This is a genomic window from Nocardioides sp. W7 (genome assembly GCF_022919075.1).
Taxonomy (GTDB): Bacteria; Actinomycetota; Actinomycetes; order Propionibacteriales; family Nocardioidaceae; genus Nocardioides.
Genome location: NZ_CP095078.1, coordinates 496,981 through 520,984, shown reverse-complemented (window position 1 = coordinate 520,984; position 24,004 = coordinate 496,981). Strand labels below are relative to the sequence as shown.

The window sequence follows — 24,004 nt, the reverse complement described above, 5'->3', positions numbered from 1 at the left end:
GTGCCTTCATCAGTGGGCCACCGCGGCCGCGCCGTGCTCGTCGATCAGCCGGCCGGTGACGAACCGGTCGAGCGCGAACGGCTCGGCCAGCGGGTGCGGGCGCTCCTGGGCGACGGTGGCGGCGTACACCGACCCGACACCGGGCGTGGCCTTGAAGCCGCCGGTGCCCCAGCCGCAGTTGACGTAGGCGTTCTCCCACTGGTGGAGACGGCCGATGATCGGCGAGGCGTCGGGGGTGACGTCGACGATGCCGGCCCAGGTGCGCAACACGTGGGCGCGCGCGAAGATCGGGAACAGCTCGACGGCCGCGGCCATCTGGTCCTGGATGACGTGGAAGGAGCCGCGCTGGCCGTAGCCGACCTGCGGGTCGACGCCGGCGCCCATCACCAGCTCGCCCTTGTGCGCCTGCGAGACGTAGACGTGCACGGCGTTCGACATCACGACCGTGTCGAGCACCGGCTCCAACAGCTCGGAGACCAGCGCCTGCAGCGGGTGGCTCTGCACCGGGAGCCGGACGCCGAGCAGGTCGGCCAGCACGGAGGAGTGCCCCGCCGCGCACAGGGCGAGCCGGCCCAGCCCGATCCGCCCGCGGGAGGTCTCGACGGCCGTCACGGTGTCGCCGTCGGTCACGAACCCGCTCACCTCGCAGCCCTGGACGATGTCGACGCCGAGCGCGTGCGCCGCTCGCGCGTAGCCCCACGCGACGTGGTCGTGCTTGGCGATGCCCGCGCGCGGCTGGAAGGTGCCGCCGAGCACCGGGTGCCGCGGCCGGTCGGTGACGTCGAGGATCGGGACGAGCCGGCCGATCTCCTCCGGCGTCAGCCACTGCGCGTCCAGGCCGTTGAGCTGGTTGGCGTTGACCCGGCGCTTGCCCTCGCGGATGTCGGGGAGGCTGTGGGCGAGGTTGAGCACGCCGCGCTGGCTGAACAGCACCGACGTCCCGAGCTCCTCCTCCAGCGTCTCCCACAGCTTCAGCGAGTGCTCGTAGATGCCGGCGCTCTCGTCCCAGAGGTAGTTGGAGCGGATGATCGTGGTGTTGCGGGCCATGTTGCCGCCGGCCAGCCAGCCCTTCTCCAGCACCGCCACGTCGGTGATCCCGTGGTCCTTGGCGAGGTGGTACGCCGTGGCCAGGCCGTGCCCGCCGCCGCCGACGACCACGACGTCGTACGCCTTCTTCGGCTCGGCGTCGGCCCAGAGGAAGTCGGGGTGCTCGGGAAGCCGGTCGCTGACCTTCATCCGCGGAGCCTCGTCATCGCCGGGTCGAAGAGCGGCTCCTCGGTGACGACGTAGGGGAGCTCCTGGTCGAAGTAGCCGACGGTCAGCTCCGTGCCGGGGCTGCTCAGCTCCGCGGGGACCCAGGCGTAGGCGATCGCGCGCTCGACGGTGAAGCCCCAGGCGGCGCTGGTGACATAGCCGACCGCGTCGCCCCCGTGCAGCACCGGCTCCTTGCCCATCACGACCGCCTGCGGGTCGGTCGAGGTCAGGCAGACCAGCCTGCGAGTGGGCTCGCTCAGCGCCGCGAGGGCGGACTTGCCGACGAACGCCTCCTTGGCCGTCTTCACCGCGAAGCCGACGCCGGCCTCGGCGGGGGTGTGGTCCCAGGTCATGTCGGCGCCGAAGGAGCGGTAGCCCTTCTCCAGCCGCAGCGAGCTGAAGGCGGCCCGGCCGCCGGCGATGATCCCGTGCTCCTGCCCGGCGGCCCAGAGGGTGTCCCAGAGCTTCTGGCCCAGGTCGGCGGTCGTGTAGAGCTCCCAGCCGAGCTCGCCGACGTACGACAGCCGCAGCGCGGTCACCGGCACCATCCCGACGTGCGCCTCGATGCCGCGGAAGTACCTCACGCCGTCGTTGGACCAGTCGTCGGTCGACACGCTCTGGACCACCTCGCGGGCCAGCGGGCCCCACAGCCCGAGGCAGCAGGTGCCGGGCGTGACGTCGTGGACGAACACGTCGGCCGGCGCTCGCTCCTGGAGGTAGGCGAGGTCGAGGTTCCCGTTGGCGCCGACCTGGTAGCGCTGCCGGCCGGGAGGCGCGCTCAGCCGGGCCACCGTCACGTCGCTGCGGATCCGGCCGCGCGGGTCGAGCAGCAGGCAGTACGTCACGCTGCCGACCGAGGTCGCGACGTTGCCGGTCACCAGGCCCTGCAGGAAGTCCGTCGCGCCGCGACCGACCACCTCGATCCGCTTCAGCGCCGTCATGTCGTACAGCGCCACCCGCTCGCGGGTCGCGAGCGCCTCGGCGCCGGCGATCGGGGACCAGTAGCGGCTCGCCCAGTCGCCGGGCGTGGGTACGTCGTAGTCGTCCAGCAGCGACGCGTTGGCGGCGTACCACTGCGGTCGCTCCCAGCCGTTCGCCTCGAGGAAGTAGGCGCCCAGCTCCTCCTGGCGGCGGTGGAACGGCGAGAGCCGCAGCGGCCGCGGCGAGGTCATCGGCTGCAGCGGGTGCAGGACGTCGTACACCTCGACGAAGTTCTGCTGGTCGCGCTCGAGGACGTACGCCGGCCCGCGCTGGTGGGCCTCGAAGCGGTCGAGCGCGGCCTCGTGCAGGTCGGTCGTCGGGACGCCGTCGACCAGCAGCTCGGCCACCGCGCGACCGACGCCGGCGGAGTGGGTCACCCAGACCGCCTCGGCGACCCAGAAGCCGGCGACGTCGGGGCTCTCCCCGATCAGCGGGGCGCCGTCGGTGGTGAAGGAGAACATGCCGTTGATGCCGGACTCGACGCCCGCCTCGGCCAGGGCCGGCAGCAGCGCCTGCGAGTCCTTCCACGGCCCCTCGAAGTCGTCGGGCGTGAAGACCCGGACGCTCGGCATCTCGGGACCGTCCCAGCCCTCGAAGTCCGCGACGGCGACCGGGATCGGGCGGTGCGCGTAGGAGCCGATCACCTGTCGGTCGTGGTCGTCGCGGTAGTAGAGGTCCGCGCCCTGGTGGCGCAGGATCGGGCGGCGTACCTCCTCGGTCTGGGCGGCCAGTGCCGGCACCGGGGTGGTGTGCACCAGCTGGTGCTCCAGCGGGGTCAGCGGCAGGTCGAGGCCGACCATCGCGGCGATCTTCTGCCCCCAGATGCCGGCGCAGCAGACCACGAGGTCGGCGTCGATCCGGCCGCGCCCTGAGGTCCGGCTCAGCGTCTCGACGCCGACGACCCGGCCGTCCTCGACGAGCACGTCCAGCACCTCGGTTCCGGGGCGGAGCGTCGCGCCCCGCTCGGCCGCCCGGCGGGTCTGCGCGTCGACCGCGCGCACCGCCTTGGCCAGCCCGTCGGTCGGGGTGAGCAGGCCGCCGAGCACGACCGCGGGGTCGAGCAGGTCGTGCTGGGCGACGCACTCCGCGGGCGTCAGGACCCGGGCGGGCACACCGGTGGCGGCCAGCCAGCCGGCCCGCCGGTGCAGCTCCCGGAGCCGGTCGGGGCTGGTCGCGACCTCCAGGCCGCCGACCTGCAGGAAGCACGGCCCCTCGTCGGTCTCGAGAGACACCAGCTTCTCGACCGTGTACGTCGCCAGCTCGGTCATCATCCGCGAGGAGTTGGCCTGGAAGACCAGCCCGGGCGCGTGCGTCGAGGAGCCGCCGGTGTGCGGGATCGGCCCCGCGTCGACCACCGTCACGTCGGTCCAGCCGCGCTCCGTGAGCTCGTCGGCCAGCGCCGCCCCCACCACGCCGGCCCCGATGACGACGACCTTGGGTCCGCTCACGACATCCTCCGATGTGTTGCGCTATGCGCAACGAATATCACGATGTGCAACAAGCCTACCGGTGGTTGAGCAGGTTGCGCCAGCAACCGTGTCGAAACCCCCGCAGCCGACGACGCACGTCGGCTGCGGGGGTTTCGACACGCTCAGGACTTCGTCCTTCGCTGCTCAACCAGCGGCGTCAGCTCAGGAGAGCCAGGCCTCGACCTTGTCGGGGTTCTCCTCGACCCACTTGGCGGCGGCGTCCTCGGCGGACATGCCGTCCTGGGAGATGTACTTCGCGACCAGGTTCTGGTCGTCGTTGGTCCACGTGAAGTTCTGGACCAGGCCGACGGCCGTGCTGTCCTCCTCCACCCACGAGGTGGAGACGACCTTCTTCAGCTCGGTCTCGGGGTAGTCGCAGGCGACCTTCGCCGGGTCGTCCTGGCAGCCCTCCTCGTACGGCGGCAGCGCGACCTTGGCCAGCGCCACCTCGGCGAAGAGCCACTGCGGCTCGTAGAAGTAGCCGATCAGGAACTCCTTGTTCTTCTCGGCCTGCTGGAACGCCGTGATGCTGGCGGCCTCGCTGCCGGAGAAGACGACCTTGAAGTCGAGGTCGAGGTTGCTGGCGATCGCCTCGTCGAACTGCACGAACGACGGGTCGGCGCCGAGGAACTGGCCCTGGCCCTCCGACTCGGAGGTGGCGAACTCCTTGGCGTACTTGTTGAGGTTCTCCCACTCCAGGATGTCGGGGTGCTCCTCGGCCAGCCACGCCGGGACGTACCAGCCGATGACGCCGACGTTGCCGGTCGGCCCGAAGTCGGTCGCGCTGCCGTCGCCGGTCCCCTCGAAGAACTTCTTCTCCAGGTCCGGGTGGCCCCAGTCCTCGAGGACCACGTCGACCTGGCCGGTCCCGAAGCCCTGCCAGGAGACGTCCTCCTTCAGCTCGCGGTAGTTGACCTTGCAGCCGAGCTCGGCCTCGGCGACGTGACCGACGACGTAGGCGTCGGCCTCGTAGCCGACCCACGGGTTGACCGCGAGGTTGAGGTCCCCGCAGTCGCCGGCGTCGCCGGCCTGCGACTCGTTGGCCTTCGTCTCGTCGTCGATCGAGCTGCCGCCGCATCCGGCGAGGGTGAGGGTCACGCACGCGGCAACCGAGGCGAGGCCGGCCACCCGCTTTCCTGAGTTCCGCAACTTGTTCTCCTTGGTGGGTTGGTGTGGCGTGGTCACAGTCCCGAGGTGCCGAGAGACGGCTAGACCTCGCGGGCCGAGGCCCGCGCGATCCGGTCGATCATGATCCCGAGGAGCACGATGCTGAGGCCGGCGGCGGCGCCCTTGCCCCACTCCTCGGAGCGGGAGAAGCCGAGGACGACGTCGTAGCCGAGCGCCTGGGCGCCGACGAGGCCGCCGATGACGACCATGGCCAGCACGTAGAGCAGGCCCTGGTTGGCGGCGAGCACGAGGGAGCCGCGGGCCATCGGCAGCTGCACCTTGGTGATCTCCTGCCAGGTCGTCGCCCCCGTCGACCGCGACGCCTCGAGGGTGGTCGGCGAGACGGCCTTGACCCCGTCGGCGACGAGCTTGACGGCGACCGGGGCGGCGTACACGACGCCCGCCACGATCGCGGTGAAGCGGGAGGTCCCGAAGAGCGCCAGCACCGGGATCAGGTAGACGAACGGCGGGATGGTCTGGCCGGCGTCGAGCAGCGGGCGCAGGGCGACGTCGACCCGGTGGCTGCGGGCCATCCAGACCCCGAGGACCAGGGCGAGGGCGACCACCATCAGGGTGCCGACCAGGGTCATCGTCAAGGTGAGCATGGTGTCGTGCCACAGGTCGAGGAAGCGGATGCCGGCCAGGCAGAGCACGGTCGGGAGCAGGGCCCGCCAACCGCCGAAGACGGCCGCCAGGGCGAGGATCGCGGCCCCGGCGAGCCACCAGGGGGACTCGCCGAGGAGTGCCTGCAGCGGGTTCAGCAGGGCGGTGCTGATCGCGTCCTTGAAGGCCTGCGTCGCGCCGCCGAAGGTGTCGAGGAACCAGGTGAAGAAGCGGTCGACCGCATCGGCGACCGTGCGGCCCCACGTCAGCTCGGGGAACTTCGCGGCCGACGGGAAGTAGCGCGAGACCCACACGGCGACGCAGACCCCGACCGCCGCGACGGCGAGCACGATCCGGCGCAGTCGCGGGTCGGCGCCCGCCCGGGCGAGCTTCTCGGGGCGCTCGCTGGCGGCGGTGGTGGTGCGGTCGAGCATCACGGCCATCACCACGATCAGCATGCCGGGCACGAACGCGCCGCCGACGTCGAGGCGGGTCAGCGCGGAGAGCACCGGCTGCCCGAGGCCGGGCCCGTCGACGTACGACGCGATGGTCGCCATCGAGAGCGCCGCCATGATCGTCTGGTTGAGGCCGACGACGATGGTCGCGCGCGCCATCGGGAGCTGGACCTTGGTGAGCCGCTGCCACCGGGTCTGGCCGACGGAGTCGGTCGCCTCGATCGTGGTGCCGGAGACCGAGCGGATGCCGTGCCCGGCGATCCGGATGATGGGCGGCAGGGCGTAGACCAGCGTGCACACCACGGCGCCGGCGGCACCGATGCCGAAGAAGAGCACGATCGGCAGCAGGTAGACGAAGGTCGGCATGGTCTGCATCGCGTCCAGGACGCCGGTGATGACCACCCGGACCGTCCGCCCGCCGGTGCCGTAGAGCACCGCGAGCGGGAGCCCGATCAGCACCGAGGCCGCGACGGCGACGAAGGTGACGATGAGCAGGTCGAGGGCCTCGGACCAGTAGCCGAAGGCGCCGAAGGACAGGAACGACGCGGCCACCAGGACCGCGATCCGCCAGCCGCCGAGCGCCAGCCCGACCCAGGACGCCAGCGCCGTCACCCCGAGCCAGCCCAGCTGCGGAACCGGTCGCGGGTAGTCGGGGATCGAGACCATCCGCTGGGCCCAGCCGACGACCGAGGTGAACCAGTCGCCGAGGTTGTAGGTGAGCTGGATCAGCGGGTTGGTGTCGCGGCTGGCGAGCACGGTGTCGCGGAAGCCGGTGAGGGAGTCGTGGAGATCGGTGTGCTCGCGACCCGGCAACGACAGCGTGTCCTGACCCTTGGTGAACGCCCAGACGACGATCCAGACTCCGAGCACCCCGAGCGCCCGGACCCAGCGCGGCACGGGGCGCCGCTCCGGCGGGGCGGGCGGCGCGGGGCGCACGGGGGCGGGTCGCTCGAGCGTGGAGGTCATGCGGTGACGGCCTCCTCCGCGACGACGACCCGCAGGATCGCGTCGTCGTCGACGATGCCGACCAGCTCGCCGTTGCGGACCACCTGCACCGGATGCTCGGAGGCGAGCGCGGCTCGCGCCGCCTGTCGTACGACGACGTCCGGGGCCATCACCGGGCCCTCGAGCGAGTCGGTCGGCTCGGGCGCGCGCATGACGTACTCGAGGGTGAGCACGTGCGAGCGCGGCACGTCGCTGACGAAGTCGCGGACGTAGTCGTCCGCCGGCCGGGCGACGATCTCGGCCGGCGTCCCGACCTGGACCACCGCACCGTCGCGCATGATCAGGATCCGGTCGCCGAGCCTGAGGGCCTCGTTGAGGTCGTGGGTGATGAAGACGGCCGTCTTCTGCAGCTCGGCCTGCAGGCGCACGACCTCGTCCTGCATGTCGCGGCGGATCAGCGGGTCGAGGGCGGAGAAGGGCTCGTCGAAGAGCAGGATCGAGGGGTCGTTGGCCAGCGCCCGGGCCAGGCCGACCCGCTGCTGCATGCCGCCGGAGAGCTGGTCGGGGTAGGAGCGTTCGTTGCCGGAGAGACCGACCAGGTCGACCAGCTCCTGGGCCTTCGCGTGCCGCGCGCTCTTCTTCACGCCGCGGACCTCGAGGCCGTACGCGACGTTGTCGAGGACCTGCCGGTGCGGCAGCAGGCCGAAGTGCTGGAAGACCATCGAGACCTTGTGCCGGCGCAGGTCGCGCAGCTCGGCCTCGGAGGCCGCGACGACGTCCTGCCCGTCGAGGGTGATCGCGCCCGCCGTCGGCTCGATCAACCGGGTCAGGCAGCGCACCAGGGTGGACTTGCCGGAGCCGGAGAGGCCCATGACCACGAACACCTCGCCGGGCGCGACCTCGAAGGACACGTCCCGTACGGCGGCGACGCAGCCGGTGCGCTCCTTCAGCGCGGCCCGGTCGAGCTCGTCGTCCGGGGTGCCGATGATCTTGTCCGCGCGCGGGCCGAAGATCTTCCACAGCCCCTCGACTCGCAGGGCGGGGCTGGTCGCGTGGCCGGTCATGCGGGCTCCTGAATGGTGTTGCGTGGGTCCCCGGGCGGGTGGAGCGGTGATCCGTCGCGGTAGCGGTAGAACGGCACGTGCAGGGGCGCCAGTGGCTCGTTGCCGGCGATCAGGTCGGCTGCCCTCTCTGCCAGCATCATCACAGGTGCGTAGATGTTGCCGTTGGTGACGTACGGCATCGCGGAGGCGTCGACGACCCGCAGCCCCTCCAGACCGTGCACCCGCAGCGAGCCCGGGTCCAGCACGCTGTCGGCGTCGATGCCCATCCGGGCCGTGCACGAGGGGTGCAGCGCGGTCTCCGCGTCCCGGGCCACCCAGTCGAGGATCTCCTGGTCGGTCTCGACGCCCGGCCCGGGCGACAGCTCGCCCGCACTGAACGCCGCGAACGCCGGCTGCTCGAGGATGTGCCGAGCGGCCCGGACCATCTCGACCCACTCGCGGCGGTCGGTCTCGGTCGACAGGTAGTTGAACCGCAGCGCCGGGTGCTCGAACGGGTCGCGGCTCTTCAGGGTCAGGCTGCCCCGCACGTCGGAGTACATCGGTCCGATGTGCACCTGGTAGCCGTGGTCGGCGGCCGGCTGCGACCCGTCGTACCGGATGGCGATGGGCAGGAAGTGGAACATCAGGTTGGGGTAGTCGACCAGCTCGTTGGAGCGGATGAAGCCGCCCGCCTCGAAGTGGTTGGACGCCCCGACGCCGCGGCGCAGGAACAGCCACTCGGCGCCGATCCGCGGTTTGTGCCGGTGCCGGAGCCACGGGCCGATCGAGACCGGCTGCTTGCTCGCGTGCTGGACGTAGACCTCGAGGTGGTCCTGCAGGTTGCGGCCCACGCCGGGCAGGTCGGCGACCACGGGGATGCCGAGCGCCTCCAGCTCGGCCGCCGGCCCGACGCCGGAGAGGAGCAGCAGCTGGGGCGAGTTGATCGCGCCGCCGCAGAGGATCACCTCGCCGGCGTTGACGGTACGACGCACGCCCCGGCGGCCCACCCCGCGCACGTAGTCGACGCCGGTGACCGTCGTACCCCGGGTGCGCAGGCCGGTGACCTGCGCGAGGGTCTCGACGGTGAGGTTGGGCCGCTTGCGCACCGGGTGCAGGTAGGCCCGCGCGGCACTGAGCCGGCGTCCGCGGTGCACGTTGCGGTCGAACGGCGCGAAGCCCTCCTGGCGGTAGCCGTTCACGTCGTCGGTCAGGGGGTGTCCGGCCTGCTGCGCGGCCTCGAGGAACGCCCCGAACAGCGGGTTGGTCGCCGGCCCGCGCTCCAGCACCAGCGGCCCCGAGCCCCCACGCCAGGCGTCGGCGCCGACGTGGCCGTCCTCGAGGAGACGGGTCTCCAGCCGCTTGAAGTAGGGCAGGCAGTGGGCGTAGTCCCACTCCTTCATCCCCGCGTCGGCCGCCCAGCGCTCGAAGTCGAGCGGGTTGCCGCGCTGGAAGATCATCCCGTTGATGGAGCTCGATCCGCCGAGCACCCTGCCCCGCGCGTGGTAGACCGTCCGCCCGCCCAGGTGCGGCTCCGGCTCCGAGTGGTACCTCCAGTCGTAGAGCGGGTTCCCGATCGGGAACGGCAGCGCCGCCGGCATGTGGATGAACGGGTCCAGCCGGTGGTCGCTGCGCCCCGCCTCGAGCACGAGCACGCTGGTCGTGCCGTCGGCGCTGAGCCGGTTGGCCAGCACCGAGCCGGCGGACCCGCCGCCCACGATCACGACGTCGTACGCCGGCTGCCTGGCCATCAGCCCTCGTCCCGGAACCAGCCCTGGACGACCGGCTTGACGTTGTGCCAGACGTGCTTGGTCTCGCGGTACTCCGCCAGCCCGGCCGACCCGAGCTCGCGGCCGATGCCGGACTGCTTGTAGCCGCCCCACTCGGCCTGGGCGACGTACGGGTGGTAGTCGTTGATCCACACCGTGCCCATCCGCAGTCGGGCGGCGACCCGCTCCGCGCGGCCGGCGTCCTGCGTCCAGACCGCCCCGGCGAGGCCGTAGATGCTGTCGTTGGCGAGCCGGACCGCGGCGTCCTCGACCTCCTCGGGCGTGCCGCCGCCGAACGTCTCCACCGTCAGCACCGGGCCGAACGACTCCTCCTGCACCACGCTCATGCCGCTGTGGCAGGCGCCCAGGATCGTGGGCGGGTAGTAGAAGCCCTGCTCGTACGCCGGCCCCGCCGGCCGCTCACCGCCGAGCAGCAGCCGGGCGCCCTCGGCGAGCCCGGCGGCGACGTACGCCTCGACCTTCTCGCGGTGGGCGGCGCTGATCAGCGGACCGGTCTCGGCGTCGGGGTCGAACGGCCCGCCGAGCCGGATCCGGCCCGCGCGCTCGACGAGCTGCTCGACGAACGCGTCGTGGACGCTCTCCTCGACCAGCAGCCGGGCGCCGGCCGAGCAGACCTGACCCGAGTGCAGGAAGACCGCGGCCAGGGCGAGGTCGAGCGCGACCTCGAGGTCGGCGTCGGCGAAGACGATGTTGGGGTTCTTGCCGCCCAGCTCCAGCGCGATCCGCTTGACCGTGCCGGACGCCGCCGCCATCACCCGCCGGCCGGTCGAGAGGCCACCGGTGAACGAGACCAGGTCGACCCCGGGGTGCTCGGTCAGCGGCGCGCCGACGCCCGCGCCGTCGCCCAGGACCAGGTTGGCGACACCGGCGGGCAGGCCGGCCTCGCTCAGCGCGTCCATCAGCCACAGCGCCGTGCTGGGCGTGAGCTCGCTGGGCTTGAGGACGAACGTGTTGCCGGTCGCGAGGCAGGGCGCGACCTTCCAGGCCGTCTGCAGGAGGGGGTAGTTCCACGGCGTGATCAGCGCGCACACGCCGACCGGCTCGTGGACGACCCTGCTGACGACGTCGCTGCGGCCGGTGTCGACGACCCGACCGGCCTCGGCGCCCGCGAGCCCGGCGAAGTGGCGGAAGACGCTGACGACGTCGGCGACGTCGTACTCCGACTCGACCAGGCGCTTGCCGGTGTCGAGCGACTCGCGGCGGGCCACCTCGGCGACGTCGCGCTCGAGCAGGTCGGCGACCCGGTGCAGCAGCGCGCTCCGCTCGGGGGCGGGGGTGCGCGGCCACGGTCCCTCGTCGAAGGCCCGGCGGGCGGCGGACACGGCGGCGTCGACGTCGGCGGCCGCGCCCTCGCTCACCACGCGCACCGGGCTGGCGTCAGCGGGGCAGCGGATCTCCCGCGTGCCCCTGACCAGCGCCTCGCGCCAGGACCCGTCGACGTACAGATCGGCCACAGATCACCCTCTGCTCGGTGTTGCGAATGACGCAACAGATGGCATTATAAGCAACTCCACGTTTCGCGGGAATCACGATGGCGGAACGTTCTAGACCCCTGGCCCGGCCTCCTGCCAGCCCAGTCGTCGCGACACCTCCAGCGCGTGCTCGACCACTGCCTCGGTCGCCTTCGCGACCTCGGGGCCGCCGAAGCGGAAGGTCGGCCCGGAGACCGAGAACGACGCGACCACGTCGCCGTGGGCGTTGCGGATCGGCGCGGCCACGGCGCTCAGGCCGTGCTCCAGTTCGTCAACGACCAAGGCGTACCCCTGCTCGCGGACCCGGGCGAGCTGGGCGACGAGGGTGGCGGGATCGGTGACGGTGTTCGCGGTGTACGCCGCCAGCTTGCGGCCGAGGGTCGCCCGCGCCTCGGCGTCGGTCAGGCCGGCGAGCAGCACCTTGCCGTTGGAGGTGGCGTGCAGCGGGATCCGCTGGCCCACCCAGTAGTGCGACTGGAGCGCGCCGGCGGTGGCCACCTGGTCGACGTACAGGGCGGCACCCTCGGACAGGACCGCGATGTTGACCGTCTCGGCGGTGCTCGCGGCCAGCGCCTTGGCGACCGAGCGGGCCTCCTGGACCACGTCGAGCCGGGCCGTGGTCGCGCCGGCGAGGCGCAGGACGCCGATGCCGAGCCGGTACTTGCCGCGGCCCTCGAGCTGCTCGACGAGGTCGCGCTCCTCGAGGGAGTCGATGAGGCGCGACACGGTGGACTTGTGCACCCCCAGGTGGCCGGCGATCTCAGTCACCCCGGCCTCGCCGTCGCGTGCGAGGATGTCCAGGATCATCAGCGCTCGGTCCACGGACTGCACGCTCCCCATGCTGTTGCACACTACGCAACGACTTGCGAAGCACGCAACGACTCGGCCACCCTTTCGGGATGAGACCCGGGCCCGACCGCTACGTGCTGACGCTCGCCTGCGACAACCACGTCGGCCTGGTGCACGCCGTCGCCGGCTGGGTCGTGGCCCATCGCGGCGACATCACCGACTCCCAGCAGTTCGACAACCCGGTCAACGGCCGGTTCTTCATGCGGGTGGAGTTCCGCGCCGAGGGCGTCGACGTCGCGTCGCTGCGGGCCTCCTTCCTCGCGGTCGCCCAGGCCCACGCGATGTCGTGGCAGCTGGTGGCCGCGGACGCGCCGTACCGCACCCTGATCATGGTGTCGCGGTTCGGGCACTGCCTCAACGACCTGCTGTTCCGGCACAGCACCGGCGCGCTGAACGTCGACATCGCGGGCGTGGTCTCCAACCACCGCGACTTCGAGCGGCTGACGTCGACGTACGACATCCCCTTCCACCACTTGCCGGTCACCGCGGACACCAAGACCGACGCGGAGGCGCGGCTGCTGGAGCTGGTGGAGGCCGAGCGGGTCGACCTGGTGGTGCTCGCGCGCTACATGCAGGTCCTCTCCGACGAGACCTGCGCCAAGCTCGACGGCCGGGTCATCAACATCCACCACTCGTTCCTGCCGAGCTTCAAGGGTGCCAAGCCCTACCACCAGGCCCACGACCGCGGCGTGAAGCTGATCGGCGCCACCGCCCACTACGTCACGGCCGACCTCGACGAGGGCCCGATCATCGAGCAGGACGTCATCCGCATCGACCACCGCCCCACCCCCGAGGAGATGGTGCAGGCCGGCCGCGACGTCGAGGCCCGCGTCCTCGCCCAGGCCGTCCGCTGGCACACCGAGTCCCGCCTCCTCCTCGACCGCTCCCGCGTCATCGTCTTCGACTGAGGCACCGGTGGTTGAGCAGCGGCGGTGACCACCGCGGGCTGCGGGGTCACCGAACGGATCGGAGTCTCCGGAGCACCAGGTACGTCAAAGATTCCGCGCTCGTCCACAGGCTGCCGCCGGGCGGGTGCGGGTCGGACGGCTCGTCGCCAGGCTGTCTCGCATGGCTCTCGACAGGGACGGACTCGCTCGGTTGCTCGGCGCCCAGTCCGGAGTCGTCACGCGCCGCCAGCTGCATGAGCTGGGCGCGGCGAAGCACGACGTCGAGCGCCTGGTCCGCCGGCGGGAGCTCGTTGCGGTGGGTCGGTCCGTCTTCGTCGACCACACCGGTGCTCTGACCTGGCTCCAGCGGGCGTGGGTGGCAACGCTCGCGGCCGGCCCGTCGGCGTTGTGCCTCGGCTCGGCGTCTCCGACGCCGGACGAGGACGGGCCGATCCATCTGGCGATCGACGAGTCGAGGCGGGTGACAGCCCTCCCCGGCGTCCGGGTCCATCGGGTCGTCGGTCTGGCGGACAAGGTGCGGTGGACCGCGTCGCCGCCGCGGCTGCGACCCGAGCACAACGCACTGGAGCTCGCTCACCGGGCGAGGAGCGAGGTGGAGGTCGTCCGGGTGCTCACCGACGAGGTCAACGCCCGACGGACGACGTCCGAGCGACTGCGGCAGGCGTCCGAGTCCCGACCGCGACTGCGCCGGCGGGCCTTCATCGTCGACGTGCTGGCGGATCTCGCCGCTGGCGCCTGCTCGGTGCTGGAGCGTGGCTACCTCGAACGGGTCGCGCGACCCCACAGCCTTCCCATCGCCGACCACCAGGCGGTACGCCGGGTCACGGGCCGCTCGGAGTACCGCGACCTGGAGTACGTCGCACTCGGAGTCGTCATCGAGCTCGACGGCGCGACCGGGCACGACTCGTGGGTCGCGAGCGGGCGCGACGCCGACCGGGATCTGGACGACCTCGCCGCGAACCGGATCACCGTGCGCCTGCGCTGGTGGCAGGTGTACGAGCGGCCGTGCGCCACCGCTGTGCGACTGGTGCGGGTTCTCCAGAGCAGGGGATGGCAGGGACGGGCGTCGGCTTGTGGACCGACCTGCGACCTCGCCGAGGACGACGGAGCCCCCGGCGTACCAGAGGCGCCGGAGGCTCCGATCAGGCCAGCTTCGCAGTGACCCAGTCGTGGAAGCCGGCGATGTGGTGCTCGGCGGGGACGAGTACGCCGCCGGCGGCGTACAGCTTCGAGGACATGGCGGGCTGGGTGCGCTCGCAGGCCTCGAAGTCCTGGCTGTTGACCCGGTGGAAGAGCTCGACGGAGGCGGTGACGTCGCGGCCGGAGTCGACGACGTCGGGGAGGTAGAGCCAGTCGCACTCGACGACGGTCCGGTCGGCGGCCATCGGGTACATCCGGTGGAAGATCACGTGGTCGGGGACCAGGTTGACGAAGACCTGCGGCTTGACGGTGATCGCGTAGTACTTCCGGTCGCGGTCCTCGGCCAGTCCCGGGATCACCCCGAAGCCCGCGGAGCCGTCGACGGTGAAGCCGGAGACGTCCTCGCCGAACTCCGCGCCGTGGTCGACGAAGTACTGCGCGGCGAGCCCGTCGGCGAACTCCGGCAGCACCTCGGTGAGCTCGGGGTGGATCGTGGCGCAGTGGTAGCACTCCATGAAGTTCTCGACGATCAGCTTCCAGTTGGCCGCGACGTCGTAGACGATCCGGCGGCCGACGGCGAGGTTCGCGACGTCGTACCCGGCGATGTTGTCGAGGGTGCCGAGCCGGTCGACGATCTCCTGCTGCACGGTGTCCTCGAACGACGGCGGCGCGTCGGCCAGCGAGACCCAGACGTAGCCCAGCCATGAGCGCACGTGGACGGCGCGCAGGCCCCGCTCGACCCGGTCGACGTCGGGCATCCTGGTGAGGTTGGGGGCGGCGATCAGCTTGCCGTCGAAGTCGTAGGTCCAGGCGTGGTACGAGCACTGGAACGACCGGGCCCGCTCGCCGGACTCCTCGGTGCAGATCCGCGCGCCGCGGTGTCGGCAGACGTTGTAGAACGCCCGCACCTCGCCGCGGCGCGAGCGGGTCAGCAGGATCGACTCCCGGCCGACCTGGACGGTACGGAACGCGCCGGGCCTCGGCAGGTCGCTCTCCCGGGCCGCGCAGAACCACAGGTCCTCGAAGATCCGCTCGCACTCGGCGTCGAAGACGGCCGGGTCGACGTACGCCGAGCCGGGCAGCGTCGGGATCAGGCTCGCGGCGGGCGGAGCGTCAGCGCTCATCGGGGACTCCCTGGTGCTCACGCGGGGACGGGGGTGCTGGCCAGCTGCCGGCGGAGCCGGCCGAACAGGCGAGGCTGGTTCATGCCGAGGACCGCGACCGGCGTCTCGGCGCGGCGGTAGACCGCGAGCACGTCGCAGCTCGCCGGGTCGCCCGCCTCGATGCTCACCGTCTCGTCGCCGAGCCGGCGTCCGGCGTACTGCACCTGGACGCCGTACTGCTCGCTCCAGAAGTACGGCGGGGGCAGCGGTTCGTCGACCGAGCCGGTCCCGAGCAGCGCGTCGACCGTGCGGCGGGGGCGCTGCAGCGAGTCGGTCCAGTGCTCGATGCGTCGGCGGCCGGCGTACGCCGGGTCGTGCCAGGCGGCCACGTCGCCGACGGCGTAGACGTCGGGAGCCGCGGTCCGCCCGACCGGGTCGCAGGCGACGCCGCCGGCGTCGAGCGGCAGCCCGGAGCGGTCCAGCCAGTCGGTGGCCGCGACCGAGCCGACCCCGACCACGACGACGTCGGCGGGGACCAGTCGGCCGTCGGTGAGCCGGACGCCCTCGACCCGGTCGCTGCCGACGAGGCCGTCGACGGGCGTGCCGGTCAGCAGCGGGACGCCGTGGGCGTGGTGCAGTCGGGCCACCAGGGCGCCGACCTCCACCCCGAGTGGTCCGGCGAGCGGGGCGGCCGCCGCCTCCACGAGGGTCACGTCGACGCCCAGCGCGCGGGCGGTCGACGCGATCTCGGCGCCGACGAAGCCGGCCCCGACCAGCACCAGCCGCGCGCCCGGGAGCAGCTCGGACCGGAGCGCGAGCGCGTCGTCGAGGGTGCGCAGGGTGTGCACGCCGGCGAGCGGCGGGTCCGGCAGCCGGCGGGCGTGCGAGCCGGTGGCGATCACGACGGCGTCCCCGGCCAATCGCTCGCCGGACGCGAGGGTGACGGTGCGGGTGCCGGGGTCCAGGGCGACGGCGCGGACGCCGAGGCGCCAGTCCAGCCCGAGGTCGTCGGTCTCCAGGGACAGGTCGGCCTCGGACACCGTGCCGGCCAGGAACCCCTTCGACAGGGGCGGCCGGTCGTAGGGCCGGTGCGGCTCGTCGCCGACCATCGTGACGTCGCCGTCGAAGCCTGCGGAGCGCAGCGCGCCGGCGGTGGCGAGCCCGGCCAGCGAGGCCCCGACGACGACGATCCGGCGCGGGTCGGTCATCAGCCGGCCTCGTAGCTCACGCCTGGGGGCAGGTGTGCGACGGCCTCGGACAGGGCCACCCAGACCTCGCCGTCCCGGACCTCGACGCGGTGCGCCCGGACCGGAAGCTTGGCCGGCGGCGCGTCGACGGCGCCGGTGCGCAGGTCGAAGCGGGACGCGTGCAGGGGGCACTCCACCCAGCAGTCCTCGACCCAGCCGTCGGCCAGCGAGGCGTCCTGGTGGGTGCAGGTGTCGTCGAGCGCGAACACCTCGCCGTCCTCGGTGCGGAACACCGCGATCGGCGGCGTCACCGAGCCGATCCGCAGGCCCTCGCCCGCGGGGACGTCGGCCAGGGCGCACACGTGCTGCATGACACGAGCGTGCGGCCCGGCCCCGAGCCGTGTCAACGCCAGCCGAGAGATCTGTTCGGCAATTTCACGTGGCCGAAACAGGGCCGTCCGCAGCCGCTCTGACCTGGGGAAATGGACGGAGCGACGGATCGAAGGGAGTTCCATGATGTGGAACCAATGATCTACTATGTGGACATGACCGGCACTCAGTCCGTGGATCGCGCCGCCGACCTGCTGCGCCTCGTCGTGCAGGCCGACGCGGCACCGTCGTACTCCGAGCTGGTGGCCGCGAGCGGCCTCGCTCGCTCGACGGTCTCGCGGCTGCTCGGCGCCCTGGAGCGCGGCGGTCTGGTGGAGCGCGAGGGCGCGGGCTACCGCGGCGGCCGGCTGTTCGCCGACTACGCCGCCCGCTTCGACCGGGTCGACGAGCTGGCGCGGGTCGCCCACGTCCACCTCGAGGACGTCGCCGCGGGCACGGGCGAGACGGTCAACCTCGCTATCGCGCGCGGCAGCCGGGTCGTGCACGTCGACCAGGTCGAGGCGCGCTACGTCATCGGCTCGGTCAACTGGGTCGGGATCGACGTCCCGAGCCACTGCTCCTCGCTCGGCAAGGTGCTGCTCGCCTGGGGGGCGGTACGACGGCCGGCGGGCCGCCTCGAGGTCCGCACGCCGTCGTCGGTCGCGACCCACGCCGACCTGGACGCCGAGCTGGACCGCACCCGCGAGCGGGGCTACGCGCTGACCCGCGGCGAGCTGGAGGAGGGACTCGACGGCGTCGCGGTCCCGGTGCGCGGGGTGGAGGGGGCGGTGGTCGCGGCCCTCGGTGTGTCCGGCCCGACCTTCCGGATCGGCGCTCGACACGCCGAGGTGGCCGAGCTGTTGCGGACCGCCGCGACCGGGGTGGAGCGCGACCTCCGGGCCCGGCGTCGGCTCCTCGCGCAACACCCCGGCCGGCCCGGGAACAACTCGGCCCGTGCCTCCGTTGGATCCAGTGAGCAAACTTGAGTTCATCACACTCAACTTGTTTGCTTGTCCCAGCGGGACCACGCAAGATGGGCCGCTGAGTCTTCCCCAGCATTTTTACGCAGCAGGTCTTCACACGGAGGTAAGAAACATGGCACGTGCGGTTGGCATCGACCTCGGTACGACGAACAGCGTCGTCTCGGTCCTGGAGGGCGGCGAGCCCACCGTCATCGCGAACGCGGAGGGTGCTCGTACGACCCCGTCCGTCGTCGCCTTCGCCAAGTCCGGCGAGGTGCTCGTCGGCGAGGTGGCGAAGCGCCAGGCCGTCACGAACGTCGATCGGACCATTCGCTCCGTCAAGCGCCACATGGGCACCGACTGGAAGCAGAAGATCGACGACAAGGACTTCACCCCCCAGCAGATCAGCGCGTTCGTGCTGCAGAAGCTGAAGCGGGACGCGGAGGCCTACCTGGGCGAGACGGTCACCGACGCGGTGATCACCGTCCCGGCGTACTTCTCCGACGCCCAGCGCCAGGCGACCAAGGAGGCCGGCGAGATCGCGGGCCTCAACGTCAGCCGGATCGTCAACGAGCCCACCGCGGCCGCGCTGGCCTACGGCCTCGACAAGGGCGACGACCAGACCATCCTCGTCTTCGACCTCGGTGGCGGCACGTTCGACGTGTCCCTGCTGGAGATCGGCGAGGGCGTCGTCGAGGTGAAGGCCACCTCGGGTGACAACCACCTCGGTGGCGACGACTGGGACGCCCGCGTCGTCGAGTGGATGATCAAGAAGTTCAAGGACAACAACGGCGTCGACCTCGGTGCCGACAAGATCGCCAAGCAGCGCCTCCAGGAGGCCGCCGAGAAGGCGAAGATCGAGCTCTCCTCCTCGAGTGAGACCACGATCCACCTGCCCTACATCACCCACGGCGAGTCCGGCCCGCTGCACTTCGAGGAGAAGCTCAGCCGCAGCGAGTTCCAGAAGCTGACGGCCGACCTGCTCGACCGGACCAAGAAGCCTTTCCAGCAGGTCCTCAAGGACGGTGGCGTGGCGGTCGACAAGATCGACCACGTCGTGCTCGTCGGTGGCTCGACCCGGATGCCCGCCGTGAGCGACGTCGTGAAGGAGCTGCTCGGCGGCAAGGAGCCCAACAAGGGCGTCAACCCCGACGAGGTCGTGGCCGTCGGCGCCGCGCTCCAGGCCGGCGTCCTCAAGGGCGAGGTCAAGGACGTGCTGCTCCTCGACGTCACCCCGCTGTCGCTGGGCATCGAGACCAAGGGCGGCGTGATGACCACCCTGATCGAGCGCAACACCACCATCCCGACCAAGCGCTCGGAGATCTTCACGACCGCCGACGACAACCAGCCGTCGGTCGAGATCAAGGTCGCCCAGGGCGAGCGCCAGCTGTGGGCGCAGAACCAGCCGCTCGGCAACTTCGAGCTGACCGGTCTCCCGCCGGCCCCGCGCGGCCTGCCGAAGATCGAGGTCACCTTCGACATCGACGCCAACGGCATCGTCCAGGTGCACGCCAAGGACCAGGCCTCCGGCAAGGAGCAGTCGATGACGATCTCCGGCGGCTCCGCGCTGTCGAAGGACGACATCGACCGGATGGTCAAGGAGGCCGAGCAGTACGCCGAGGAGGACGCCCAGCGTCGCGCGGCCATCGAGACCCGCAACCAGGCCGACCAGCTCGTCTACACGACCGAGAAGTTCCTGGCCGACAACGCCGAGAAGATCCCGGAGGACGTCAAGACCGAGGTCCAGGCCGACGTCGACGCCCTCAAGGTCACGCTCGAGAACGCCGAGGCCACCGCCGACGAGCTGCAGGCGGGCGTCACCAAGCTGGGCGAGTCGAGCCAGAAGATGGGCGCGGCCATGTACGCCGCGGCCGAGGCCGACTCCGCGGCTGCCGGTGGCGCGACCGGCGCGACCGGTGAGTCCGACGACGACGTCGTGGACGCCGAGATCGTCGACGAGACGCCGGAGGACGACGCCCAGGGTGAGACCAAGTGACCGAGCCCCGCGAGGAGCCGGTCATCCCGACGGGGGAGGAGCAGCCCGCTCCTCCCCCGGAGGGGGCGCCCGAGGACCGGTCGGAGGCCGGCGAGGGCACCGAGGAGCCGCTGGTCGAGCTCGACCCGCTGCAGACCGCGCGGGACGAGGTCACGCTGCTCCAGCACGAGCTGGCCGAGCGGACCTCCGACCTTCAGCGACTGCAGGCCGAGTTCGTCAACTACAAGCGCCGGGTCGAGCGGGACCGCGACCTGATCAAGCAGAACGCGACGTACGCCGCGCTCGCGCCGATCACCGAGGTCCTCGACACCATCGACCGCGCGCGGGAGCACGCGCCGCTCGAGGACGGCTTCAAGGCCGTCGCCGAGCAGCTCGAGCGCACCGTCGCCGGTCTGGGCCTGACGAAGTTCGGTGCGCCGGGCGACGCCTTCGACCCGAGCCTGCACGAGGCGCTCAGCCACGTCGGCGAGGACGCCGAGGTCGAGGTGACCACCTGCAAGGTGATCGCCAAGGCCGGCTACCGGATCGGCGATCGGGTGGTGCGGGCCGCGCAGGTCCTCGTCGTCGACCCGCCGTCCGGGCCGACGGCCTGAGCATGGGTCTCGACAGGCTCGACCACCGAGAGTCGGGACTCAACCACCGTGGAACTGGAGAGGGGGTGCGTTGATGAGTGACGAATACCGGGCCGACTGGGCCCAGAAGGACTTCTACGCCGAGCTCGGCGTCAAGAAGGACGCGACCACCGACGACATCAAGAAGGCCTACCGCAAGCTCGCGCGGGCCAACCACCCCGACTCCAACCCGGGGGACGACGCCAAGCACGAGAAGTTCAAGGCGGTCGCCGAGGCGTACGACGTGGTCGGCGACCCCGCCAAGCGCGCGCGGTACGACGAGTTCCGGTCCTCGATGGGCTCCGGCGGGTACCGCTACTCCGGTGGCGGCCCCGGGTTCGGCGGTGCCGGCACCGGCTTCAACCTCGACGACCTGCTCCGCGACCGGGCGGGCGGCGGCGCCGGCGGTCCCGGCGGTGCCGGCGGTGGGTTCGGCGACATGTTCGGCGACCTCTTCGGGGGTGGTGGCTCCCGGCGACAGCAGCCGCGTCGCGCCCGGAAGGGCCCGGACGTCGAGAGCACGGCGACGATCAGCTTCGCCGACTCCCTCGAGGGAGTCACGATCTCGCTGCGGCTGACCTCCGACGCGGCCTGCGCCGAGTGCAACGGCACCGGGGGCAAGCCGGGCACCAAGCCGCACGTCTGCCCCGAGTGCGAGGGCGCGGGGTACGTCGTCGCGTCGGTCGGCGGCGGGTTCTCGATGAACGAGACCTGCCCGTCGTGCGGCGGCCGTCAGCTGGTCTACGACGACCCGTGCCCGGTCTGCCAGGGCTCGGGTCGTGGCACCTCGGCGCGCACCATCCAGGCCCGGATCCCCGCGGGGGTCAAGGACGGGCAGCGGATCCGGCTGCGCGGCAAGGGCGGCGCCGGCGAGGGCGGTGGCCCGGCGGGTGACCTCTACGTCACCGTGAAGGTCGGCCCGCACCGGGTGTTCGGCCGCAAGGACGACAACCTGACCATCGACGTGCCCGTCTCCTTCGACGAGCTCGCGCTGGGGGCCGAGGTGAAGATCCCGACCCTGGCCGGTGCGCCGGTCACGCTGAAGATCCCGGCCGGCACCCCCAACGGCCGCACCTTCCGGGTGCGCGGCAAGGGCGCCAAGAAGGCCGACGGCAGCACCGGCGACCTGCTGGCCACGGTCAACGTGCACGTCCCGGCCCACCTGCACGAGCAGGCCCGGGCCGCGGTCGAGGCCTATCGCGACGCGATGGCCGGCACCCCGCTCCGGGCGAACCTCTTCGACCAGGCGGGATCGTGACCCACGGGGGCGAGCGGTGAGGGGACGGGCGCCGTTCGAGGCGCCCGGACCGGACGCCGCCGTCTTCGTGATCAGCGTGGCGGCGGAGCTCAGCGGGCTGCACCCGCAGACGCTGCGCACCTACGAGCGGATGGGCCTGATCACGCCCGGTCGCACGGGTGGGGGCGGGCGGCGCTACTCCCACCGCGACATCGAGCGGCTGCGCGTGATCGCCGACCTCACCTCCTCGGGCATCGGGATCGAGGGGGTGCGCCGGATCCTCGACCTGGAGAACCGGATGAATGCGCTGGCCACGCGCAACGCCGAGCTGGTGGCCGAGCTCGAGGCCACCCGCGACGCCCTGCGCCAGGCGCTCGCGGCTCGTCGTGCCGACGCGCCACGGAGCCGGCTGCCCGTGCTCCGGAGCCCGGACCCCGGGCAGTCGCTGGTCGTCTGGCGGCGCGGTCGATCCTGAGGATCGGCGGCCAGGACCAGTGGCCCAGGATCAGTGGTCTAGAACCAGTGGTCTAGGACCAGTGGTTGCGCGGGTCGACGTCCGGGTGCTCGGTGACCGTCCGCAGCAGGTCGGCGGCCGAGTGGGCGTTGCCCCGGCTGGCCGCTGCCAGCAGCGCCTCGTCGCCCTGGTCCGGGGTCAGCTCCGGCGGCACGACCAGCAGCCGCAGCACTCGGCCGTCCGCCTCGGCGGTGGTCAGCACGATCAGGTGCGTGTCGTCCGGCGGCAGCGCCTCGGTCGTCACCCGGCCGCCGGCGATCCGCAGCTGCTGCGGAGGCGCGGTCCAGTCGGCCACGGAGTAGCGGACGTGCACGACGGGCGGCTCGGGTGCCGAGAAGTGGGCGAGCAGGTCGGCGAGCTCGACCTCCAGGTCGCGGCTCTGCGGCCACCAGCCCCCGTCCAGGACGTCGCGACGGAAGTCCTCGCCCAGGTTCAGTCGCAGCGGCTTGCGTCCCGTCGTGCTGATGGACGTCGTCATGACGTTCGCTCCTCGTGACCTCTCGGGCGGAACGCGCGTCCGGCGGACGCAGCCTTGACGGCCAGTTGCCCCTAGTCTACGCGGATTTCGCTCTCGCGAGAGCGTGACGACGCTCGCGTGCCGCAGCCTCAGGAGGTCGCGCCGAACTGCTCCACCCGGATCGTGTCGGCGCGCACGCCCACCTCGCCGAGCAGCCGGGTCGCGAACGACGCGAAGCCGACCGACCCGCAGACGTAGGCCCGCTCGACGTCCTCGGCGAGCGGCAGCACCTCGTCGGGGTACGGCGGATGCGCCACCCGGTCGCCGAGGTTCTCGCGGGTGAGGGCGAGGAAGGCGCCGTACTTCTCGAGCTCGGCGGCGTACGGGAGGTCGTCGTACGTGCGGCCGACGGCGACGATCCGCAGCATCGAGGAGAGGCCGAGCCGGTGCGCGTAGCGGGCCATCGAGACCACCGGCACCACGCCGGAGCCGCCCACCACACAGATCGCCGGCTGCTCGCCGGTCCAGGTGAACCAGCCGCCGATCGGTCCGCGCAGCTCGAACACGTCGCCGACCTCGGCGACGTCGTGCATGAAGCCGGAGACCTCCCCGTCGGGCAGGCACTCGATCATCAGCTCCAGCAGCGGGTCGTGCGGGTCGGAGGCGATGGAGTACGACCGCTGGGCGGTGTAGCCGTCGGGGGCGCGCAGGCGCAGGACGTAGTGCTGACCCGGCCAGTGGTCGACGCGGTCCTCGACGTGGAAGCGCAGCCGGACCAGGCGGTCGGTGGGTCTCTCGACCTCGATCAACCGGCCCGTCGTCCAGGCGCCAGCAGGTGCAGTCTCATTCCTGGGCAGCCTCGACGGTGAGGTCACGGGTCGCCCTGGTAGCGCTGCTCCAGCCACGGGTCGCCGCGGTCGTGGTAGCCGTTCTGCTCCCAGAAGCCCGGCCGGTCGCGGGCCATCAGCTCCAGCCGGGTCACCCACTTGGCGGACTTCCAGAAGTACAGGTGCGGGACCAGCAGCCGCACCGGCCCGCCGTGCTCGACCGGCAGCGGCTTGCCGTCGTACTCCCAGACCACCCAGGCTTTGCCGCCGGTGACGTCGGCGATCGGGAGGTTCGTCGTGTATCCCGTCGTGGAGTGAGCCATCACGTACGCCGCCTCGGGCAGCGGACCGGCCGCCTCGAGCAGGGTGTCGACGCTGACGCCGGCGAAGGTCGTGTCGAACTTCGACCAGGTGGTCACGCAGTGGATGTCGCCGAAGTACGACGACCCGGGCAGCGCATGGATCTCGCGCCACGACCAGCTGCGAGGCGTCTCGACCAGCCCGTCGACGCTCATCGTCCACTCCTCGGGCACCAGGTGGGGGGTGACCTCCGCGGTCAGCGTCGGCCACCCCGGGCCGGTGTCGTACTGGCCGGGCGGCAGCCGGTCGGAGCGCGCGCCGGCGTCGCGGCGCTTGCCGGTGAATCCACGGGTGACGGGCACCGGCCC

At 72.0% G+C, this 24,004-nt stretch carries 21 protein-coding genes; 7 read left to right on the top strand and 14 right to left on the bottom strand.

Going from position 1 to position 24,004, the window contains the following annotated elements:
- Positions 1 to 9 precede the first annotated feature (9 nt).
- From MUB56_RS02530 to MUB56_RS02495, 8 genes are all read right to left on the bottom strand, one after another.
- Entirely contained in the window at positions 10 to 1,236 is a 1,227-nt protein-coding gene (locus tag MUB56_RS02530; protein WP_244930344.1) for a sarcosine oxidase subunit beta family protein, read from the bottom strand.
- Entirely contained in the window at positions 1,233 to 3,683 is a 2,451-nt protein-coding gene (locus MUB56_RS02525) for an FAD-dependent oxidoreductase (protein WP_244930343.1), read from the bottom strand. Before MUB56_RS02525 ends, MUB56_RS02530 begins: the two co-directional genes overlap by 4 nt.
- A 183-nt stretch (positions 3,684 to 3,866) precedes the next feature.
- Positions 3,867 to 4,853, bottom strand: coding sequence for an ABC transporter substrate-binding protein (locus MUB56_RS02520; RefSeq protein ID WP_244930342.1), 987 nt, complete (start codon positions 4,851 to 4,853; stop codon positions 3,867 to 3,869).
- A gap of 59 nt (positions 4,854 to 4,912) precedes the next feature.
- On the bottom strand, positions 4,913 to 6,895 hold the full coding sequence (locus tag MUB56_RS02515; protein WP_244930341.1) for an ABC transporter permease subunit: 1,983 nt from the start codon (positions 6,893 to 6,895) through the stop codon (positions 4,913 to 4,915).
- The gene (locus MUB56_RS02510; RefSeq protein ID WP_244930340.1) at positions 6,892 to 7,938 is read right to left on the bottom strand and encodes a glycine betaine/L-proline ABC transporter ATP-binding protein; all 1,047 of its coding nucleotides are present in this window, start codon (positions 7,936 to 7,938) and stop codon (positions 6,892 to 6,894) included. The genes MUB56_RS02515 and MUB56_RS02510 overlap by 4 nt, the downstream gene beginning before the upstream one ends.
- The gene (betA, locus tag MUB56_RS02505; RefSeq protein WP_244930339.1) at positions 7,935 to 9,665 is read right to left on the bottom strand and encodes a choline dehydrogenase; all 1,731 of its coding nucleotides are present in this window, start codon (positions 9,663 to 9,665) and stop codon (positions 7,935 to 7,937) included. Before betA ends, MUB56_RS02510 begins: the two co-directional genes overlap by 4 nt.
- On the bottom strand, positions 9,665 to 11,158 hold the full coding sequence (locus MUB56_RS02500) for an aldehyde dehydrogenase family protein (protein WP_244930338.1): 1,494 nt from the start codon (positions 11,156 to 11,158) through the stop codon (positions 9,665 to 9,667). Before MUB56_RS02500 ends, betA begins: the two co-directional genes overlap by 1 nt.
- A gap of 90 nt (positions 11,159 to 11,248) precedes the next feature.
- Positions 11,249 to 12,016 (bottom strand): IclR family transcriptional regulator, encoded by a 768-nt coding sequence (locus MUB56_RS02495; RefSeq protein ID WP_348536707.1) that lies wholly within the window; start codon positions 12,014 to 12,016, stop codon positions 11,249 to 11,251.
- 59 nt (positions 12,017 to 12,075) lie between these two features.
- Here MUB56_RS02495 and purU point away from each other — a divergent pair, with 59 nt between their 5' ends.
- Together purU and MUB56_RS02485 are read left to right on the top strand one after the other, a co-directional pair.
- Positions 12,076 to 12,933, top strand: coding sequence for a formyltetrahydrofolate deformylase (gene purU, locus MUB56_RS02490; protein WP_244930336.1), 858 nt, complete (start codon positions 12,076 to 12,078; stop codon positions 12,931 to 12,933).
- Positions 12,934 to 13,093: 160 nt separating this feature from the next.
- Positions 13,094 to 14,095, top strand: a complete 1,002-nt coding sequence (locus MUB56_RS02485; protein WP_244930335.1) for a hypothetical protein — start codon at positions 13,094 to 13,096, stop codon at positions 14,093 to 14,095.
- On the opposite strand, the gene MUB56_RS02480 is transcribed toward MUB56_RS02485, so the two are convergent.
- From MUB56_RS02480 to MUB56_RS02470, 3 genes are read right to left on the bottom strand one after another with little or no spacing between them, the layout of a single operon-like run.
- Positions 14,076 to 15,197, bottom strand: coding sequence for an aromatic ring-hydroxylating dioxygenase subunit alpha (locus MUB56_RS02480; RefSeq protein WP_244930334.1), 1,122 nt, complete (start codon positions 15,195 to 15,197; stop codon positions 14,076 to 14,078). The two genes, MUB56_RS02485 and MUB56_RS02480, sit on opposite strands and share 20 nt — an antisense overlap.
- A 17-nt stretch (positions 15,198 to 15,214) precedes the next feature.
- Complete coding sequence (locus MUB56_RS02475; protein ID WP_244930333.1) at positions 15,215 to 16,384, bottom strand: FAD-dependent oxidoreductase; 1,170 nt, start codon at positions 16,382 to 16,384, stop codon at positions 15,215 to 15,217.
- The gene (locus MUB56_RS02470; RefSeq protein WP_244930332.1) at positions 16,384 to 16,734 is read right to left on the bottom strand and encodes a bifunctional 3-phenylpropionate/cinnamic acid dioxygenase ferredoxin subunit; all 351 of its coding nucleotides are present in this window, start codon (positions 16,732 to 16,734) and stop codon (positions 16,384 to 16,386) included. Before MUB56_RS02470 ends, MUB56_RS02475 begins: the two co-directional genes overlap by 1 nt.
- Before the next feature lie 174 nt (positions 16,735 to 16,908).
- On the opposite strand from MUB56_RS02470, the gene MUB56_RS02465 reads away from it, so the two are divergent.
- From MUB56_RS02465 to MUB56_RS02445, 5 genes are all read left to right on the top strand, one after another.
- On the top strand, positions 16,909 to 17,718 hold the full coding sequence (locus MUB56_RS02465; protein WP_244930331.1) for an IclR family transcriptional regulator: 810 nt from the start codon (positions 16,909 to 16,911) through the stop codon (positions 17,716 to 17,718).
- 109 nt (positions 17,719 to 17,827) lie between these two features.
- Positions 17,828 to 19,690: a molecular chaperone DnaK gene (gene dnaK / locus MUB56_RS02460; RefSeq protein ID WP_244930330.1), complete on the top strand. Its 1,863-nt coding sequence runs from the start codon at positions 17,828 to 17,830 to the stop codon at positions 19,688 to 19,690.
- The gene (grpE, locus tag MUB56_RS02455; RefSeq protein ID WP_244930329.1) at positions 19,687 to 20,283 is read left to right on the top strand and encodes a nucleotide exchange factor GrpE; all 597 of its coding nucleotides are present in this window, start codon (positions 19,687 to 19,689) and stop codon (positions 20,281 to 20,283) included. Before dnaK ends, grpE begins: the two co-directional genes overlap by 4 nt.
- Before the next feature lie 73 nt (positions 20,284 to 20,356).
- Positions 20,357 to 21,559, top strand: a complete 1,203-nt coding sequence (locus MUB56_RS02450; protein WP_244930328.1) for a DnaJ C-terminal domain-containing protein — start codon at positions 20,357 to 20,359, stop codon at positions 21,557 to 21,559.
- Between the two features lie 16 nt (positions 21,560 to 21,575).
- Positions 21,576 to 22,013, top strand: coding sequence for a MerR family transcriptional regulator (locus tag MUB56_RS02445; RefSeq protein ID WP_244930327.1), 438 nt, complete (start codon positions 21,576 to 21,578; stop codon positions 22,011 to 22,013).
- Between the two features lie 52 nt (positions 22,014 to 22,065).
- Here MUB56_RS02445 and MUB56_RS02440 read toward each other — a convergent pair whose 3' ends face one another.
- The 3 genes from MUB56_RS02440 to MUB56_RS02430 form a co-directional block, all read right to left on the bottom strand.
- The gene (locus MUB56_RS02440; protein ID WP_244930326.1) at positions 22,066 to 22,530 is read right to left on the bottom strand and encodes a DUF5994 family protein; all 465 of its coding nucleotides are present in this window, start codon (positions 22,528 to 22,530) and stop codon (positions 22,066 to 22,068) included.
- Positions 22,531 to 22,658: 128 nt separating this feature from the next.
- Positions 22,659 to 23,318 (bottom strand): FAD-binding oxidoreductase, encoded by a 660-nt coding sequence (locus MUB56_RS02435; RefSeq protein WP_244930325.1) that lies wholly within the window; start codon positions 23,316 to 23,318, stop codon positions 22,659 to 22,661.
- A 62-nt stretch (positions 23,319 to 23,380) separates the two neighbouring features.
- Entirely contained in the window at positions 23,381 to 23,998 is a 618-nt protein-coding gene (locus tag MUB56_RS02430; protein WP_244930324.1) for a sulfite oxidase-like oxidoreductase, read from the bottom strand.
- Between the last annotated feature and the right edge of the window lie 6 nt (positions 23,999 to 24,004).